The sequence below is a fragment of the Pseudomonas tremae genome (assembly GCF_001401155.1).
Classification (GTDB): Bacteria; Pseudomonadota; Gammaproteobacteria; order Pseudomonadales; family Pseudomonadaceae; genus Aquipseudomonas; species Aquipseudomonas tremae.
This window is the reverse complement of record NZ_LJRO01000384.1, coordinates 151099-169890: the sequence shown is the minus strand read 5'-3', so window position 1 is coordinate 169890 and position 18792 is coordinate 151099. Positions and strand designations below refer to the sequence as shown.

The following is an 18792-nucleotide window of genomic DNA, read 5'->3' as shown; positions in this document are numbered from 1 at the left end:
CGATTATGAGCGGGTATCTGCCGTCATCACCGGCTCGTGGCCATGGAATGGCAACAGGACTGAGGGCAGCTTTCAATGTGCGCTCACTCCTGAAAGGACTCGTTAATGGACAGGGTATTCTTGCGTGTAGGTTCGCTGGCATTTTTAATCAGTTGTTCTTTGGTCTATTCGTCATTGCAGGCAGAGGTTATTGCCGAGACTGCTACCGAGGTGACTCCGGCCTTGGCAGAGTGGCGCAACGATCTTCATGGCCCGGTGAGCGGGCAGATAGATTTCGCGCAAACGCACGTGGTCAGCGCACAGCGCGAAGTGTTTGATCCACTTCTGGTCCCTGATCGCGAGGCGCTGGTAGTACTTACACCGCCTCCGCAGGTGTGGTACACGGCGGTGAACATGGTATTGAGCCATCGGGGCAGGAGAACCGTAATTCCCATGGCTCCGTATCAATGGATGCCTGAGAGCGCTGTGTACGACCAAAGCAACACTTTTTCGGGAAAGCCCATCGTGGGGATGTATCCGAAGTTCAAAAGATGGACATTCACCGCGACGATTCCGTACGACCAGTTTTCTGCTGACACAAGCCTGAGCTTTTATAACGTCGACTTTCCGAATGAAGTGGCGACGTTGGCCAAGAGCAAAATGATATTTCTGAACAGCGAAAGCGATGGCCTGGTGTTGATGAACATCAAAGGCTGTATTTTCAAGAGTGAGAGCACCTGCAAGACCACACTCGATCAATACGATATCGAAAAAAATCCGCAACTGGCGAAAATCGCGGCCCGGGAAATGTTCTCCGAGCTACCGATCAGGCAGTTGGTTTTGGGTATGGGTCAGAGTTACTGGCCCTATATCATTGCCCGGGGTAAGGATAGCAGGCCTCATCGTTATTCAACGTCAGACACCGACTACCGAGAGTGGGCCGAGCTTGGCGGCAAGACATTGCCTGCTGAAGTCGGCATGGGTATTTACTGGAGAGCAGCCTCCGACCTTGGATACAAGCAGCCCGGCAAGTTTGTAGCGATCTCGGGACAATTACTGGATGTGCCAGATGACATCCCTGTTTTACCGCCTGGCGTCGGGGCAAGTTGTGGAGGAAACAGCTGCAATTACCCTTCGAGGCCCGAGGGCTTCTGGCACGAAACCGGCCACGGCCTTGGGCTACCCCATGACACACCGCCGCGTTATGAAAAGTGGGCCTATCGTTCCTACGATCGGAAGTTATTGCCTAATTATCATGTTGATCCGAAGAAATATGGACTCGGAGTAGACTACCTTGGCTACCACTACTTCGGTCATGTCATGGGTGCGCTGGAACTGCCTGACTGGCCATCCGCTACAGCATCGGCCCCACAAGTAGATGAGTTTGAAGCGTTGCGCAGTAAAAATCCTCCTGCGACTGCTGACTGGCTTCACTACATTGCGCCTTACACGCATCAACAGATGTTGCGTGTGCAGCAGCGTTTTGGCAGTTTTCCGGCGAACCTGAAGTATGCCGGGCTATGGGATGATCATCGGCAGCCTCCGAACGCTGCGCAGGCTCAAGGCCTGAAAACGCAGGTGGCTCCAGAGCAGTTGATCGATCCGGGCATTGATGAGTCGGCTCATGACATTGGAACGCAGTTGAAAATGATGCAACCGCGGCAGGTCCCTCTGCTGAAAGGCGTCCCTGTACAGACCTTGGTGATGACACTGGCCGACGCGCAGCATGACAGTCAGACGCTGAGCCAGATATACCCGCCTATCATCTCCAACTATGGCAACGTGTTTTCGCCTACAGCCCAGCCTTTATCCGTGAGTGACGTACCCAAGGCAAATGCCATTGTGAATGCGGAAACTCAGCCCTCCCAGGCAAGCCTGAAGGATGGAAGTGTTTCAATGGTTCGTGACATAGCTCTTTCAAAGACCTTTACGAGTGAAAGAATCCAATCTGCGCCGACAGGCCTGTGTCTCTCGTTGTTGACTAACAATATACCTGGTTTTGAACGGTGTTCGGTAACGTCGTATCAGCAGCGCTGGACTGCCGTTAAAACCGCTAATGAGCAATTGGTTAACCTTGTCAATGACGTAACTGACAAATGCCTTGACGGTAATTTGATGATGGTCAGTTGTAGGCAGAACCGGGCTCATCTCTGGACATTTCGCGAGGATATTACCCACAGCAAAACGATACTCAGACTGCAGAATGAGCAGAACGGCAAGTTTATAACGGCGGGTGATGGAAGCACGGCGTACATGACAAGTTATAGTGGCAAAGAGCAGGAGTTCTACACGACGCCAAGCAATACTGCGCCGGACAACTATACGTTACGCGTTCAGTATGCCAACGGTCTTACCGACACTTGGTCGCTTTACTCAGGAAACGTGGATGCTGGGGATGTTGTTTCGGTTGCCATCAATGTGTCTTCCGCGCGCAAGCCGGTTTCTGCCGAGCTGCGGAGAAACAACCTTAGTCTCAACAAGAGAATGCTCGACACTCAGCCCGAATTGCCGCCTGCCATCCTGGTGGGCGCTGAGGCAGGCTACCCTGTCATTACACCTCAGTATCTGCGCTCCAGACTTAACAAGCTGTGCCTGTCACGTGCAGCGACCGGTTTGACTCAGGAGACCTGCAATGTGGGTGACGCCAGACAGCAGTGGGCCATGTCCAGCTTTTTCAACGGTTCAGGGGAAGCGTTTATATTGACCGGCCCCACGTCAGCAGCGTGTCTGGGCAAAACGTTGACCCTGTCTGCGTGCGATATCAATACGCTGCAATTTCAATGGAGGGTGCGCCCGGATATAGCACCGTCTGGGGCGGTAGTACTTCAAGGAGGGGAGGACGGTAAGTTCATCACCGCAGAGCAGAGCGGTAGAGTAGTGATGCAAGGCGTTACGTACGGTGCGGAGCAAAACTTTGACCGTCTCGGGCCCGATGATATTTCGCCTTTAATAAAGATTAATTCAATCGGCCAAAAATGTCTGACGCGTCTTGGGGAGGGGGTCATTACACAGCCTTGCGTCAATAACATTAACCAGCAATGGCGAACTGGCGGACTCAAGGATTATGACGCACGCGGGCCGCACTTCAATCTCGTCACCCCTGATGGCAGTCGTTGCTTGGTGGAGGGTTTGAAAATGAGGGAATGTCAGGTCAGTCTTGATACTCATCAATGGACTCGGCGAGCGGACTTTCCGGGTCTGCCATGGTCTCAAGTGCAAAATATTACTACGGGCACTTTCATAACGGCATCGCCCACTAACTCAACCGTGACGCAAGCACCCTTAAACAATGATTCAACGCAGAAATTTTTATTCGGGTCAGTGGCGTTATCCGGGACAACTGCCGAGGAGCAAACACCTGCTGACCCTGCTTCCAGGTAATTGAATGTCAGGCAGCCTGTGGCCATAAGGATGGCCAAAGGCTTCCTGAATCAACCTTTCCAGACCTGCGGGTTGACCAGATCCTGCGGGCGCTCTCCCAGCAGTGCGCTGCGCAGGTTGTGGTAGGCGCGGTCGGCCATGGCCTGACGGGTTTCGGTGGTGGCCGAGCCGACGTGGGGCAGGGTGACAGCGTTCTTGAGCTGGAAGAGTGGCGATGCGCTCAGCGGTTCTTTTTCGTAAACGTCCAGACCAGCGCCGCGAATGGTGCCGTTCTGCAAGGCTTCGATCAGTGCCGGCTCGTCGACAATCGGGCCGCGGGCGATGTTGATCAGGATAGCGCCGGGCTTCATCAGGCTCAACTCGCGACGGCCGATCAGATGTTTGGTCTTTTCGCTCAATGGTACGACCAGGCAGACGAAGTCCGCTTCGGCCAACAATTGGTCCAGCCTGCGAAACTGTGCGCCCAGTTCCTGCTCCAGCTCGGTTTTGCGGCTGTTGCCGCTGTACAGGATCGGCATGTTGAAGCCCAAACGACCTCTTCGCGCAATGGCCGCGCCGATATTGCCCATGCCGACAATGCCCAGTGTCTTGCCATACACGTCTGTACCGAAGTGTGGCGCTTCGATGCTGCGCGTCCATTGACCGGCCTTGGTGTAGGCGTCCAGCTCGGCGACACGGCGAGCGCTGCTCATTATCAGCGAAAAGCCAAGGTCTGCGGTGGTTTCGGTCAGTACGTCCGGAGTGTTGGTCAGCAGAATGCCGCGCTCGCTGAGGTAGCCGACATCGTAGTTGTCGTAGCCCACTGAAATGCTGGAAACCACTTCCAGTTTTGCTGCGTGCTTGAGCTGGTCAGGGCCCAGTTTTCGGCCTGCGCCGATCAGACCGTGCGACTCGGGCAGGGCTTCTTCAAACTGAGCGTTTATGTCGCCCTTTTTGGAGTCGGGCACGATCACATTGAAATCTTGCGCAAGGCGCTCGGCCATTTCCGGTGAAACACGGCTGAAGGCGAGTACGGTTTTTTTCATTGGACTGTCACTCTTGAGCGGTTGAATGAGTAGCACGCTAACATTCCTGCCCGCTCTTTGGCAGCCGCTTTTTGCAGTTGTACGATGTCAGGACGATGCTTTCAGGGCTTGCACATGCAGGTCGGCCTCATCGGCTGCGAGGATTTCAGGCAGCGAGCCTCGCAGGTATTCGACCCAGGTTCTGATCTTCGCATCGAGATACTGGCGCGACGGGTAGATGGCGTACAGGTTCAGCTCCTGCGAGCGGTAGTCAGACAGCACGCGCACCAGCGTGCCGTTGCGCAGCCCGTCGATGGCCGAATAGATCGGCAAAATACCGATGCCCATGCCACTGGAAATCGCGGTTTTCATTGCGTCCGCCGAATTGACCAGCAATGGCGAGCTGTTGATGGTGACCATTTCCTGGCCATCCGGGCCGTCGAACAGCCACTTTTCCAGCGGAAACACCGGGCTCACCAGGCGCAGGCACGCGTGATTCAGCAGGTCGGCGGGTTTGTGCGCCATGCCGAAGGTCCTGACGTATTCGGGGGATGCGCAGACGATGCTGTAAGTGATGCCTAGGCGTTGCGACACGAAACCCGAGTCTGCCAGTTCGCTGGCCAGCACGATCGACACGTCAAAACCCTCTTCGAGCAAGTCCGGCACCCGATGAGTCATGGTCAGGTCGAACGCGACGTCCGGGTGATTGCGTCGATAGCGGGCGATGGCGTCGATCACGTAATGCTGGCCGACACCTGGCATCGAATGCATCTTGAGCTGTCCGGCGGGGCGTGCATGGGCATCGCTGGCTTCGGCTTCTGCTTCTTCGACCGACGCGAGAATCTGCTCGCAGCGCAGTAAATAGCGTTTGCCTGCTTCAGTGAGGGCGATGCGGCGGGTGGTGCGGTTGAGCAGTCGGGTCTGCAGATGCGCTTCAAGGTTGGAGACTGCGCGCGAGACGTTGGCCGTCGTGGTGTCCAGCACTGCGGCGGCGGCGGTGAAGCTGCCCGCCTGGGCCACGCAACTGAAGGCACGCATGTTTTGCAGGGTGTCCATGAGTACTTCTCTAGTGGGTACTTCTTTGAAGTGATGGCAAATTGTGACATGAAGTAACGAGCACATGTCAGCCAGACCAAAGCATTATCACCGTTTCTGTAACAAAGATTCACATAACTCCCTGCTTATCGCCGTGCAGAGCGCCGCCTAGAATCGCCGCCATTCAAGGTGTATCACCTCCTGTCGGGAACTCGCAGCTGTGCCGTCGCGCATCATCAGAGGGCTCAAGCCCCTCGGTAGTCTGGCTTTGACGCTGATTGTCAGCGGTTGTATCGGGACTCACGGAATCAAACCGCACGAAAGGCTGCTGCCCGCCGCCACTTTGGCGACTGACCAGGCTATCCAGCACGCTGCAGTCGACGCACGTTGGCCCACAGCGCAATGGTGGCGTGCTTATGGGGACGCACAACTTGATCGCTGGGTCGAACTTGCAACGCTCGGCAGCCCGAGTCTGGCAATGGCTGCGGCACGAGTCAGGCAGGCGAAGGCGATGGCGGGCATTGCCGAGTCGGACGAATCGCTGCACATCCAGAGCAATGCCAGCCTGCAACGTCACGACTGGCCGAACGATCAGTTTTATGGTCCAGGCGCGCTGGCCGATACTCGCACCTGGGACAACAATGCGTCGCTGGGCCTGAGTTACTCACTGGATATATGGGGGCGTGAGCAAAACGCCAGTGAGCGGGCGCTCGACATGGCGCATGTGAGTGCTGCCGAGTTGCGCCAGGCACAACTCGAATTACAGGAAAATATCGTTCGCGCCTATATTCAACTGGCGCTGAATTACGCGCGCCTGGACATCGCCAAGGCCGCGCTGGACCAGCAGCAACAGATACTCGAGCTGGCGCAACGTCGTCTGAAGGGCGGGCTTGGTACGCATTTCGATGTCAGTCAGGCCGAAACGTCGTTGCCTGAAGCCCACCGGCAGATCGATGCGCTGCAAGAGGCCATCGCGCTAAACCGCAATCAACTGGCAGCGCTGGCTGGCAAGGGGCCTGGGCTGGGCGCCGGTCTGCAACGGCCCGCGCTATCGTTGCACAGCGCATTGAGCCTGCCTTCCGCGTTGCCGGCCGAGCTGCTTGGGCAGCGCCCTGACGTGGTAGCTGCGCGCTGGCAGGTCGAGGCGCAAACGCGGGGTATTGATGTGGCCCGCGCAAGCTTTTATCCCGACATCGATCTGGTTGGCAGCCTGAGCTTTATGGCCACGGGCGGCGGCATGCTGGAGTTTCTGACTGGCAGCAAGCTGGGTTACAAGGTTGGCCCGGCGATCAGCCTGCCTATCTTCGATGGTGGACGTTTGCGAGCGGAGCTGGGCGAGGCGTCGGCCGGGTACGACCTGGCGGTGGCGCGTTACAACCAGACGCTGGTGACAGCGCTGCAGAGCATTTCCGATCAGTTGATTCGGCGCGCATCGATGGGCAAACAGCAGGTGTTCGCGGCCCGCTCGGTGGCCTCGGCGCAGAAGACCTATGACATTGCGCTTATTGCCTGGCAACGCGGTTTGACCGATTACCTGAACGTGCTCAACGCACGCACGCGACTCTTCCATCAACAGGAAATCCAGCAGCAGGTCGAGGCGGCGCGATTGAATGCGTATGCCGGTCTGGTGGTGGCGCTGGGAGGCGGGTTGTCGGCAGGCGATGATCGCGGGACTGCGCTGCAATGATCGCCACCCTGCAACGCCTTCACGTTTTGCCCTGGCGCCGAGAATTCAATAGCTGGGCGCGCAGTGACGGGGTGACATGGATATACATCTTCAAGGTGTTGATCGCTGCATTTCTGACCTACTGGCTGGCACTGCGGCTGGAGTTGCCGCAACCGCACACTGCGATAATTACGGTGTTCATCGTCATGCAGTCGCAGAGCGGGCAGGTGTTCGCCAAGAGTTTCTATAGACTGCTGGGCACATTGGCCGGGTCGGCCATGATGGTGCTGTTGATGGCCCTGTTTGCCCAGGACCCGGTGCCGTTTCTCGGCTGTCTGGCATTGTGGGTCGGCACCTGCTCTGCGGGCGCTGCGCGTTATCGTAACTTTCGTGCTTACGGTTTTGTGCTCGCCGGGTATACCGCCGCCATGGTCGGCCTGCCTGCGCTGGCGCACCCTGAAGGGGCATTCATGGCCGCCGTCTGGCGCGTACTGGAAATTACACTGGGGATTCTCTGCGCCACGGCGGTGAGTGCTGCCATATTGCCGCAAAGCGCCAGTGCCGCCATGCGTAACGCGCTGTATCTGCGCTTCGGGGTATTTGCGCGTTTCGTGACAGAAGGCTTGCGCGGCGATACATCACGCGCTGCGTTTGAAACCGGCAACGTACGCTTCGTTGCGGAGGCTATCGGTTTGGAGGGCATGCGCAGCGTCACGGTATTCGAAGACCCGCACATGCGGCGGCGCAATGGGCGGCTTAATCGGCTGAACAGCGAATTCATGGCTGTCACCACGCGCTTCAACGCGCTGCATCAACTGCTTGAACGGCTTCGCAACGGGCAGTCCGGGGCCGTGTTGACGCATATCGATCCTGGTCTTGAACACTTGGCCGGCCTGCTGGACAGGTTCGCTGGCCTCGCCCTGATCCCTGATGATGCCTGCGTACTGGTCAGTCAGCTGGAGTATTGCAAAGCGCAATGGCCCGACCTCGTCAGACGCTTGCGTGCCGAGCTTGAGCAAGCGGCACCGAGTGATGCCGAGCGGCTCGATTTCCATACGGCATTCGAGCTGCTGTACCGGCTGATCAGCGAATTGCTTGATTACGCGCGCACCCATGCATCGCTGGCCGAGCACACGCATGTTCGCGAGCAATGGAAAGAGTCGTTCGTGCCGCGTACCCATTGGTTGACTGCACTGGCCGCGGGTGCGCGCGCAACCAGCGTGGTCGGGCTGATGAGTGCCTGGTGGGTGCTGACCGCCTGGCCCAGCGGCGCAAGCATGACCCTGGCTTCGGCGGCGACGGTTGCGCTGTCATCGACCACCAATAACCCGAAGCGCATGTCGTTTCAGATGGCCTGCGGCACGCTGCTCGGTGCGTTGCTGGGGTTTGTCGAAACCTTCTTTCTGTTCCCGCTTATCGATGGCTTTGCGCTGTTGTGCATGCTGCTGGCACCGGTATTCATGTTCGGCGCGTTCCTCGGTTCGCGCCCGCAGTGGGCGGGTTATGGGTTGGGACTGCTGATCTTTTTCAGCCTCGGCTCGGTGCCGGATAACCTGACCCGCTACAACCCCTATACCTTCATCAACGATTACCTCGCGATGGTCATCGGCATGCTGATCTGTGCAGCGGCGGGGGCGATCATTCTGCCGCCCGATAGCCACTGGATGTGGCGGCGACTGGAGCAGGCGCTGCGCAATCAAGTGGTGTTCGCCATCAGCGCACCGCTGAATCGCCTCGGTTCAAGCTTTGAAAGCCAGACTCGCGACCTGATGCACCAAGCCTATGGTCTGGCCGTCAGCAGGCCGCTGGTGCAACGCGAATTGCTGCGCTGGATGTTCGTGGTGCTGGAAATCGGTCACGCGATCATCGAACTGCGTCGTGAGCAGGCCACGCTGCCTGTTCATCCTGCTTACGCTGAATATCAGCCTTGGCGTGTCGCATTACGGGTGATGGGGCGGGCCTTGATCCGGCTGTTCATTAAGCCCGATGCCGTCAATCTGCAGCGCGGCCTGCTGGCTGTCGATCAGGCGATCAAACGCGTGCAGGAAGCGGATGAGCCATTTGCCTCGCACTTCGATACATCTGTGTTGCGTCGAGTGAAGAGCTACCTGCACTTCATTCGCACCTCGCTGCTGGACACACAGTCACCGCTGGCCGTCTACGGCGTGCACCCAAGCGGCTTCAGGACAGGCCCATGCCACGTGAAATAGCGTTCCACGGGGTATACATGCCGACCCTGACACTGATGTTTCTGCTCGCGATGGTCCTGGGCTGGACGCTGGACCGGCTGTTGGCCGGCTTCGATCTGTATCGGTATTTCTGGCACCCGGCTTTGCTGCGGCTGAGCCTGTTCGTCTGCATTTTCGGCGCTTTGGCGCTGCCCCTTTATCGTTGATGCCTGGGTCGAGAACTCCCTGATGAAAAAGCTTTTCAGCCTGATTGCCACCTTGCTGGTGCTCGCCTTGGCACTGTGCGTCGGTCGGGCGCTGTGGGTCGATTACATGGATACACCGTGGACGCGTGATGGTCGGGTGCGTGCCGATGTTATCAACGTGGCCGCCGATGTGTCCGGCAGGGTGGTGGAGGTGCCGGTATGCGACAATCAGCAGGTGAAACGCGGCGATCTGTTGATGCAGATCGATCCCGAGCATTACCAGATCGCCGTCAGGCAGGCGCAGGCCTTGCTGGCGTCGCGCAAGGCAACCTGGGAGATGCGCAAGCTCAACGCCAAGCGCCGCGCCGATATGGATGAGCTGGTGATTTCAGCGGAAAATCGTGACGACGCCAGCAATGTGGCCACCTCGGCGCTGGCCGATTACCAACTGGCGCAAGCGCAACTGGAGGCCGCTCAACTGAACCTCTCACGCACCCGGGTAGTGGCCGCGGTGGACGGTTATGTCACCAACCTGAACGTTCATCGCGGTGACTACGCGCGCATTGGCGAAGCGAAAATGGCGGTGGTCGACATGAACTCGTTCTGGGTTTACGGTTTTTTCGAGGAAACCAAATTGCCGCACCTGAAACCGGGTGATCCGGCGGATATGCAACTGATGAGCGGCGAAGTGCTCGCGGGCCATGTCGAAAGCATCGCGCGCGGTATCTATGATCGCGATAATCCGCAAAGCCGCGAGCTGATCGCTGATGTGAACCCGACCTTCAACTGGGTACGCCTGGCCCAGCGCGTGCCGGTGCGCATTCATCTTGATCACGTGCCTGAAGGTGTACTGCTGGCAGCGGGGATGACCTGCACCGTGATCGTCCGGCCAACAGGTGGCTGATCATCAAGGATGCGGAGCGTGCAGAAAACTGCCTGTCGTGAAGCTCTACGCTACAAATCAGTATCCAGACCAAAGCGCTTTCTCAAGCCTTTTTCCAGCAGCCCCTTGGGCAACAGCCACGCCATCAGCGGCAGGATGCGCGAGCCGTTGCCTATGCGCAGCAGGCGTGGCGGGTTGGCCTGTTGCACCGCTTTGAGCAGTTCGCTAGCCAGAACGGTGGCGGGTGTCGGGTTGTCCAGCGACGCCTTGGCACGTGCGCGGATACCTTCGCGGATCGGCCACCAGGGTGACTGCTCGCTGATCGACTGTTCGGCTTCGTGGCTGGCGTTTTTCGCGAAACTGGAGGCAATCGCGCCCGGTTGTACTTCCATCACTTGCACGCCAAACGGCGCCAGCTCCAGACGCAGCGCATCACTGAGGGCGTGAACGGCTGCTTTGGACGCGCAGTAAGCCCCCGCAAACGGCGTGACCAACACACCTGACACGCTGCCTATATTCACCACCAGCCCTTTGTTGCGACGCAGCGCCGGAAACAGCGCCCGGGTAACACCGATAACCGAAAACACATTGGTTTCGAACTGCCGCCGCATGGCATCCACGCCGCCGTCCATCAAAGGTCCCATCGCACCGTAGCCCGCATTGTTGATAAGCACGTCCAGCCCGCTGTGTTCAAGCCCTGCGGCGAGTTGCGCCAGCGCCAGCGCGTCGTTGACGTCCAGCTGCACCGCAATAAACCCGGCAGCACTCAGCGCTGCAACATCCTCGGTCTTGCGTGCCGTCGCCCAGACTTCATAGCCCGTGGCCTTGAACGCGTCGGCCAGGGCGCGGCCGATTCCACTCGAGCAGCCGGTGATCAGAGCAATGGGCATATGTGAAGTCCTTGAGGGTCAGTCCGAGAAACTGCCTTGCAGATGTTCGGCGCGAAATTCCAGGGTTTGTGGACGATAGCCGCTGCGCAATACAGGCAACGGCACGCAATCCTTCCACGCGCCCTTTGCCTGAAGTTCGCCGGGGCCGCGATAGCGGGCGGTTGTGTAAGTATTGTCCGCCAGATTCACCGAGTCCCCCGGCGCATAGGCAGCGATCCGCCAGCGCAGTTCCTGCAGAGCGACCTGGTTGGTGTTAGTGATGCTGACCTGTAACGGGCGATCTGCCGGGCAGCCTTGCGGATCGTAACTCAGGCGCATTTCCAGATGCTCGAGCTGGCGCGCCTCGCGGCTGTCCTGCCAGATCACGATGGCCGCCACGATCCCCAGCCCGGCCGCCGCTGCCAGCGAGACCTGCAAGGCCTTGGCCGGGTAACGGAGCAGCAGGATTAGCCAGGTCAGGATCAAAAGGATGCCGATAAACATACGAGTCTCCAGCAGGGGCAGTGCTGGATATCCTACAGACATTGAGGATGGGTTGACCAATGGGGCGGCGAGGCAGAACGACAAAAAAGACGCCTGGGGAGGCGTCATTGAAGTCCTGATGTATTAAAACGGTTTTAGTCGATAAACGTGTAAGTAACAGACTCAGGCGTTTCAATCCACTGGCCGTTACCGGCGTCTACGGAACCTGAAATTTTAGCCTTATGCGACGATTCGAAGATCTTTTTCCCATCCTTGAGATTGGACACGGTCACAACAGTATCTTTATCTTGCATTATCTCAACCAGTTGATTGATCTGACGGTTGAAGTCTTCCGGCTCACTTATCAAAGTCAGCATTACCTGCGTACAGGTGGGCCCAGTAAATGCTGGAAGTACCAACGTGATATCTGCGTTCGACGGAACTTCGTTTTTTGCTGAGGCGCCTTTTATAAAGGGGACTGGAAGGCTTGGTGCAGATTGCGTAGTCATATCTGATAGCTCCTGTTTGAACGTGTAGCTTTGGCTGGAGAGGGACTGGCCGTTACGTTCAAGCAATCCTAAAGATGATGAGGAGCGGTTTCTACTGACAGAAATGACAGTGGCTATTCGCCGCGTATTTCAGGTTGCAGTGACTTGAAATTCACAGCGCTGTCAGTACCGAGCCGTTTACAAATATGTGTAGGCACGCAAAAAAAAGCCCCCGGCAACAATGAGTCGCTGGAGGCTGTGTAGCTTGTAGCTTGTAGCTTGTAGCTTGTAGCTTGTAGCTAAAACCCTATCAACGAGCGATAGTCTGTGTCTTGACACCCGCTTCCAGTACATTCGAGCGACCATAGATATCTTCGAAACGCTCGATATCGTCTTCACCCAGGTAGCTGCCCGATTGCACTTCGATGATTTCCAACGGGATCTTGCCTGGGTTCTTCAGGCGATGTACCGAGGCAATCGGGATGTAGGTGGACTGGTTTTCGGTGAGCAGGAACACGTTATCGTCGCAGGTCACTTGCGCAGTGCCCGATACCACGATCCAGTGCTCGGCACGGTGGTGGTGCATCTGCAGCGACAGGCAGGCGCCTGGCTTGACCGAGATACGCTTGACCTGGAAACGGCCACCCATGTCTACCGAGTCGTACGAGCCCCACGGACGGTACACTTCAAGGTGGTTCTGGGTCTCGGTGCGGCCCTGTTCATTCAGGGTGGCGACCATCTGCTTGACGCCTTGGACCTTGTCCTTGTGGGCAATCATCATGGCGTCCTTGGTTTCGACAACGACAATGTTGTCCAGACCGATGACCGACACCAGCTTGCCGTTGCCGTGGATCATGCAGTTGCGGCTGTCCTGAATAACCACGTCACCCTTGGTCACGTTGCCGTTGGCATCCTTGGCATTGACTTCCCACAGCGACGACCAGCAGCCGACATCGCTCCAGCCAGCCGACAGCGGCACAACGCAGGCGCGCTGGGTTTTTTCCATGACGGCGTAGTCGATGGAGTTGTCCGGGCAGCAGGCGAAGGTGGAGGCATCGATTTCAAGAGCATCGTCATCCAGCACGCTGCGCTCGAGCGTCAGCAGGCAAGTGTCGTAGATGTCCGGATCGTGCTTTTTCAGCTCTTCGAGGAAACGGCTGGCACGGAACAGGAACATGCCGCTGTTCCAGTAATAGCCACCGGCGTCGACAAACTCTTTAGCGCGTTTCTCGTCAGGCTTTTCGACGAACTGCGACACGCGGCTGACGCCTTCCGGCAGCAGGGCATCGGCAGTGGACTTAATATAGCCATAGCCGGTTTCCGGTTTGTTGGCCGGTACGCCGAACAAGACCATTTCGCCACGTTCTGCAGCGACGGTCGCCAGTGCCAGCGCGCGTTGCAGGGCTTTCTGGTCTTCGATGACGTGGTCGGCAGGCAGCACCAGCATCAGGCCGTCGTTGCCTTCGTTGACCAGTTTCATGGCGGTCAGCGCAACGGCGGGCGCCGTGTTGCGGCCGAAAGGCTCCAGCAAAATGGACTGGGTCTTCAGGTTAAGTGCGGCGAGTTGCTCGTTGACGATGAAGCGGTGGTCCTTGTTGCAGACCACTATAGGCTCCTGCATGCCCTCGAACACCAGACGCTCCAGTGTTTGCTGGAACAGGGTGTGGTCGCTGGTCAGTGCAAGGAACTGTTTAGGAAATTGTTTACGCGAAAGCGGCCAGAGTCGTGAACCACTACCGCCTGACAAGATAACTGGAATCATTTTGTTTCTCCAAAAGCATTCAATTAGGGCTGTACGAGGTGTCTGTCGTTTCAGTCTTGTTCTTGTTCCGCGCGGGCCGGTTCAACGCTGATGCCTTGAACCGACCGGCATAATCCGTATTAGCGGGTTGCGACCGGTGGCTTGACCCACACTGGCGAGAGGCTGCTGCCACTGCCGGTGATGTAGAGCACGGCGGCTTCGCCACGCTCCAGCGCCACTGGTTTCACATCGGTGACTTTCTTGTCGCCGTCGTACAGCGCCAGGCTGACCTTGACCGGGTTGATTTCACGCTCGCCGGTGCCTTTGGCCGCTACAGCCTTGACCACATCGGTCTTGCCATCTGCGGTTTTCAAGGTCAGTGACTTGTCGCTCAGGTTCTGAACGCGAACCAAGGATTTCTGCTTGTTCTTGAACGGAGGTTCTTCAACCAGTTGTGGCTTGCCGCTGGCGTTGTTGACCAGGGTGTAATAGTGATCACCCGCCAGCTTGACCGGCAGGCTCTGGCTGCCCAGCTTGGCTGTGTAGTCGCCCTGTGGCATGAAGCTGAACGCAGTACTGCCCAGTGGCGCCACTTCGTTGAGGTTGGTGTTGCCGACGCTGGCGCTGATTTCTGCGCTGCTGGCGTTGTAGACACGCACGAACGTCGAGCCTTTAGGGGCAGTCGGGCCGTAGAGGGCGGAGTCGCCAGCAAATGCTTGCAGGGACATCAGGCCCAGACCGGCAGCCATTGCGCAGGTCTTGAAAAGGCGTTTTGCGGTCGAACGGTTAGCAGTAGTGTTAAAAGTCATGAGTCAGTCCTCTCAGTTTTGCGCCCGGTTGGGCGACTCGGATTGTTTGGCGTTGAGTGCCACATTTTCTTGGGTGTCACGCGACTTCTTGAGCTCTGCGATCCACTTGGGATCGAACTCGCCAAGGTCGTTGTGGGCCGGCAGGTAGCGCTCCGGGAATTCCCAGATCACGACTTGCGGCGGGGTGTTCTTGAACGCATCGGTCTGCAGGTACTTGAGCATCGGCAGAATCGGACCGTGGCCGTCTTCGGCGTAGTTGACGACGTCACTGCGCAGCGCCTGCTTCAACGCACCGACAAAGTTCCAGTTAGGGTTTGCGCTGTAGCTGGTGCCCACCAGACCCACCGGGATATCACTGTCTGCAAACAGGGCGTCATCGCCTGCCGCAGCGCCTTCTACCGGATCAGTGCTGCGTTTCTGCAGCTCGTCGGGCTTGGGCAGCAGATTGCTGAACAGCGGATCGAGTGGCAGGAATGTAGTCAGGTCGCCTTTGTAAGCTTCAGTTCCCTTTGCTTGTGTGACGAACTGCTCAGGTTCGCCTTCCAGCGGGGTTTGCCGGGCAATTGCAGCGCTCAGTTGCTGCGCGGCAACTTCGGCACCCATCGGCGTCCAGTGGGTATCGGTACGCAGGAAGACCTGACCTTGCTGTTTGGCCGCCTGCAGCGGTGCCAGCAGGTCCGGGGCAAAGATGCCGGCCTTGGCCACCTGATCGTGGAACTGTTGATACAGATCGACATGCAGGCTGGCAGGTTTGGTGTCACCGATGTGTTCCGGGTACAGACGGGTTTTTGCCGGAACGATTGCCAGGACCAGTTTAGTGCCATGCTTTTCCAGTGCGTCGCGAACACCCTGGATCAGCGCCAGGTTGTCGGCTTCGTTCTGCTCACCATTGGCAACCGCATCGAACTCTTCATCGGTGTACAACCACTGGTCCTTGCCGAGCACTACGCCCGGACGACCTTCGTTGAACAGTTTGAAGTCCAGCGCCGCCCAGAGGTTGGTGCCCAGACGCTTGATCGGGAACTCATCGTCATAATGGGTTTCCGCCGCCTTGGTCCATTTGCCGTTAAGCACGGTGGTCTCGGCCGAGGTCGAGAACGTGCTGAAACTGCGCAGCGACCAGACGCCCAGGACCAGCAGAATGGCCAGGAAGATGGCGATATAGAGGATTCGTAATGAACGTGTCATGTCAGGCTCCTCAGAACTGGAAGTAAAGGAACGGCGAGAAGCTTTGCGCCGAGAGTTTGAGAATCGAAGCCACGAACAACAGCAGAATCAGCGCGCGCATGGCGTAACGTGGCCAGTCGGCTTCCCAGTAAGCCGGTTGCACCTGGGCTTCGCTGCCCACGGTGTAACCAGGCATGTGCAGACTGCCGGGAGCATCACCAGGAACCGCCTTGATGGTGCCCGGTTGCGCCGTCGCAGGGCCGTCGGCCTTGCTGCTCTTGCCGCTTTCGGCTTCACGGTTCTGGTAGAAGTCACGCAGACCGAAGAACGCCAGAGTGAGGTAGGCCACTACCAGAGTTGCTACTTGCAGCCCGGTCAGGCTGGCGCGGTTGAGTTCGGACAGCTGCCATTCGCCGAAGCTGAACATGGCGCCGTACATACGGCCGGCAACGTGCAGGTTTTCTGCGCGGAAGATGACCCAGCCCACGATCACCAGCAGGAAGGTCAGTGCCCAGCGAATGACATTGAAGCTGTAAGGCTTGGTGTTGATGCCTACCGCTTTTTCGATCGCCAGCCACATGCCGTGCCAGGCACCCCAGATGATGTAGGTGACGTTGGCACCGTGCCACAGACCGCCCAGCAGCATGGTCAGGAACAGGTTGCGATAGGTCGCGACCTTGCCGCCGCGGTTGCCACCCAGGGTGATGTACAGGTAGTCACGCAGCCAGGTCGACAGGCTGATGTGCCAGCGCCGCCAGAACTCGGTGATCGACTGGCTGATGTAAGGCTGTTTGAAGTTTTCCATGAAGCGAAAACCCATCATCAGGCCCAGACCGATAGCCATGTCGCTATAACCGGAGAAGTCGAAATACAGCTGTGCGGTGTAAGCCAGAGCACCGAGCCAGGCATCGCCAGTGGTCGGGTTCTGCAGGGCGAAGCAGTGGTCGGCGACCACGGCCAGGGTGTCGGCAATGAACACTTTCTTGATGAAACCCTGCATGAATCGCGTGGCGCCTTCGGAGAACTTGTCCAGCGTGTGGGTACGGTTGTTGAACTGGTCGGCCAGATCGCGGAAGCGCAGTACCGGCCCGGCAATCAAGTGCGGGAAGATTGCAACGAACGCAGCAAAGTCGATCAGGTTGCGTGTCGCCGGCGTGTCGCCGCGATAAACGTCGATGATGTAGCTGATGGACTCGAAGACATAGAACGAGATACCGATCGGCAACAGCACGTGGGTCAGGATGAACGGTTCCAGACCCATTGAGGTCATGGCCGCGTTGATGCTGTCCACGCCGAAATTGGCGTATTTGAAGTAGCCCAGAATGCACAGGTCCACTATGACGCCGAGCAGCAGCCAGCGCTGCGCCGGTTTGGTCCGCACACCTGCTGCGCCCACCTTCAGGCCGATCCAGTAGTTCCAGACCGTCACGCCGACGAAAAGCGCCAGAAAGTCCACACGCCACCAGGCGTAGAAGACATAGCTGGCAATCAGCAGCAGCAGGTTGCGATAGCGTTGCCCGCTCAGGTAGTACAAGCCGAGAAAGATCGGCAAGAACAGGAACAGGAACACGTTGGATGAGAAAACCATCCTTATCTCTCCGTTGGTCCAACATTCAAGGGCTCAAAGCCCCCCCAAACCCCCCGTAAAAAAGGGGGGTAAATTACGTCACTTCACGGCTTGTCGGCGAAGCTGCCCGAACGAGACCTGATCTCGTTCAGGCGTCGTCTGGTGCTACGTCTTCGCCGACAGGCCCGCACCTGCAATCAACGGCGCATCACTCACCGATGTTGTCGCCCTTGTCGCCTTTTTCATGCGAAGGGTCGTAGACCTTGGTCAGGTCGCCGCCCAAGCGGAAAGTCTTGAAGGGCTGCTTTTCGTGTTTCTCTTCCAGCACATCCGGGCTGCAGTTGTAGAGCGAGCAGTACGGTTCGAGCCAGGCGAATTTCGGGTCTTTCTTGAGGTCCGTCATGTCCTGTTTCTCGCCGTTGTGGTCAGCGAAAATCGAAGGATCCTTGACGCCAGCCAGCACCCGGTCGCCCAGACGCTTCAAGGCACCGTTGTTTTCCGGACGCAGGTCTACGCCGTTGGCCTGAGCGAAACTGGCAATCATCGCCAGCGGTGGCAGGGCATAGTTGTGATACGACAATGCGCGTTGGCGGCGCTTCATCTCGTTGGGCAGGAAGCCGTCCTTGTCGACTTGATTGGCGGCAACCTTGAACTCTTTGACTGCCCAGTCGAACAGGTCCTGGCGGTTGGTCGCGACGGCTGTTGCCATCACCGACCAAGCGGCCCAGTACGAGTGATTGTTAATTTTTTCCATCGGCAGGTTGCTCCAGTCGCTGACCACTTGATCGGCCAGCTTGCTGAACCAGCTTTCAATGATCTTTGCTTCCTGCTGACGATTGGCCAGCGGGTGCGAATCGGAGAACTTCAGGCGCAGATAAGCCGAGGACATGCTGCCCAGTGCCCATTTGCGCATCGACTTGCCGGTATGGTTGAACTCGCGGGACTCCAGCGCATCGGCTTTGGCCCACGTGGTCATCATGTTCAGCGCGCAATCGAGCTGCTCAGGACGGCCGTCGCGCATGTACTGCATCACGACTTTGCTGACGCCACGCTCAAGGTCGGTGATGTCCTTGGTTGCGTCGCGAAAGGCTTCTTCCGACACCGCATTGAGAGTTGCACGCGCCTTGTCAGAACCTTCGTACTTGCTGCGGAAAACCAGTTTGTCGGTGTACGGCTTGGGAACGGCGGCACAACTGAAGTTGTGATCGCCAGTCTTCATTTTTTCGATCGGGGCGTCGTAGCCCTTGGGTGGAACCAGCGCGGCGGACGCGCCCGTCGCCCAGGCCATCGATGACAGGATTGCCAGCGACAGCAGGGTAGGGCGGATCAGTTTAGGAGTCTGCATA

At 57.8% G+C, this 18792-nt stretch carries 14 protein-coding genes and 1 pseudogene; 5 read left to right on the top strand and 10 right to left on the bottom strand.

The features are described 5' to 3' along the window. Positions 1–105: 105 nt before the first annotated feature. Positions 106–3360, top strand: a complete 3255-nt coding sequence (locus ALO43_RS31630) for a TagA domain-containing protein (RefSeq protein ID WP_053480736.1) — start codon at positions 106–108, stop codon at positions 3358–3360. Between the two features lie 50 nt (positions 3361–3410). Here the strand turns inward: ALO43_RS31630 and ALO43_RS22035 are convergent, their stop codons facing one another. Both ALO43_RS22035 and ALO43_RS22030 read right to left on the bottom strand, forming a co-directional pair. Further along, complete coding sequence (locus ALO43_RS22035; protein ID WP_005891315.1) at positions 3411–4385, bottom strand: 2-hydroxyacid dehydrogenase; 975 nt, start codon at positions 4383–4385, stop codon at positions 3411–3413. Between the two features lie 87 nt (positions 4386–4472). Further along, complete coding sequence (locus tag ALO43_RS22030; protein WP_005891316.1) at positions 4473–5420, bottom strand: LysR family transcriptional regulator; 948 nt, start codon at positions 5418–5420, stop codon at positions 4473–4475. Between the two features lie 199 nt (positions 5421–5619). Between ALO43_RS22030 and ALO43_RS22025 the strand changes: the two genes are divergently transcribed. The 4 genes and pseudogenes from ALO43_RS22025 to ALO43_RS22010 all read left to right on the top strand — a co-directional run bounded on the left by ALO43_RS22025 (position 5620) and on the right by ALO43_RS22010 (position 10343). After that, positions 5620–7086: an efflux transporter outer membrane subunit gene (locus tag ALO43_RS22025; RefSeq protein WP_054998050.1), complete on the top strand. Its 1467-nt coding sequence runs from the start codon at positions 5620–5622 to the stop codon at positions 7084–7086. After that, positions 7083–9270 (top strand): annotated as a pseudogene (locus tag ALO43_RS22020) (FUSC family protein). Before ALO43_RS22025 ends, ALO43_RS22020 begins: the two are co-directional and overlap by 4 nt. Next, positions 9260–9460 carry a DUF1656 domain-containing protein gene (locus ALO43_RS22015; RefSeq protein ID WP_053931912.1) on the top strand — a complete coding sequence of 67 codons (201 nt, stop codon included), beginning with the start codon at positions 9260–9262 and terminating at the stop codon, positions 9458–9460. Before ALO43_RS22020 ends, ALO43_RS22015 begins: the two are co-directional and overlap by 11 nt. A gap of 22 nt (positions 9461–9482) precedes the next feature. After that, positions 9483–10343 carry an efflux RND transporter periplasmic adaptor subunit gene (locus ALO43_RS22010; RefSeq protein ID WP_054998048.1) on the top strand — a complete coding sequence of 287 codons (861 nt, stop codon included), beginning with the start codon at positions 9483–9485 and terminating at the stop codon, positions 10341–10343. A 50-nt stretch (positions 10344–10393) separates the two neighbouring features. Here the strand turns inward: ALO43_RS22010 and ALO43_RS22005 are convergent, their stop codons facing one another. The 8 genes from ALO43_RS22005 to ALO43_RS21970 all read right to left on the bottom strand — a co-directional run bounded on the left by ALO43_RS22005 (position 10394) and on the right by ALO43_RS21970 (position 18791). Then, positions 10394–11212, bottom strand: coding sequence for an SDR family oxidoreductase (locus ALO43_RS22005; RefSeq protein WP_054998047.1), 819 nt, complete (start codon positions 11210–11212; stop codon positions 10394–10396). Between the two features lie 18 nt (positions 11213–11230). Continuing rightward, a complete protein-coding gene (locus tag ALO43_RS22000; protein WP_024671352.1) occupies positions 11231–11695 on the bottom strand; it encodes a hypothetical protein in 465 nt (154 codons plus the stop codon). Positions 11696–11829: 134 nt separating this feature from the next. Next, positions 11830–12183 (bottom strand): hypothetical protein, encoded by a 354-nt coding sequence (locus tag ALO43_RS21995; protein WP_005891328.1) that lies wholly within the window; start codon positions 12181–12183, stop codon positions 11830–11832. A 289-nt stretch (positions 12184–12472) separates the two neighbouring features. Further along, positions 12473–13924 carry a mannose-1-phosphate guanylyltransferase/mannose-6-phosphate isomerase gene (locus tag ALO43_RS21990; protein WP_054998046.1) on the bottom strand — a complete coding sequence of 484 codons (1452 nt, stop codon included), beginning with the start codon at positions 13922–13924 and terminating at the stop codon, positions 12473–12475. 119 nt (positions 13925–14043) lie between these two features. Beyond that, a complete protein-coding gene (locus tag ALO43_RS21985) occupies positions 14044–14712 on the bottom strand; it encodes an alginate O-acetyltransferase AlgF (RefSeq protein ID WP_005891331.1) in 669 nt (222 codons plus the stop codon). A 12-nt stretch (positions 14713–14724) separates the two neighbouring features. Next, the gene (locus ALO43_RS21980) at positions 14725–15900 is read right to left on the bottom strand and encodes an alginate O-acetyltransferase (protein ID WP_005891333.1); all 1176 of its coding nucleotides are present in this window, start codon (positions 15898–15900) and stop codon (positions 14725–14727) included. A gap of 10 nt (positions 15901–15910) precedes the next feature. Beyond that, positions 15911–17467, bottom strand: a complete 1557-nt coding sequence (locus ALO43_RS21975; RefSeq protein WP_054998045.1) for an MBOAT family O-acyltransferase — start codon at positions 17465–17467, stop codon at positions 15911–15913. A gap of 187 nt (positions 17468–17654) precedes the next feature. Then, positions 17655–18791, bottom strand: a complete 1137-nt coding sequence (locus tag ALO43_RS21970; protein WP_054998044.1) for a mannuronate-specific alginate lyase — start codon at positions 18789–18791, stop codon at positions 17655–17657. Position 18792 lies beyond the last annotated feature (1 nt).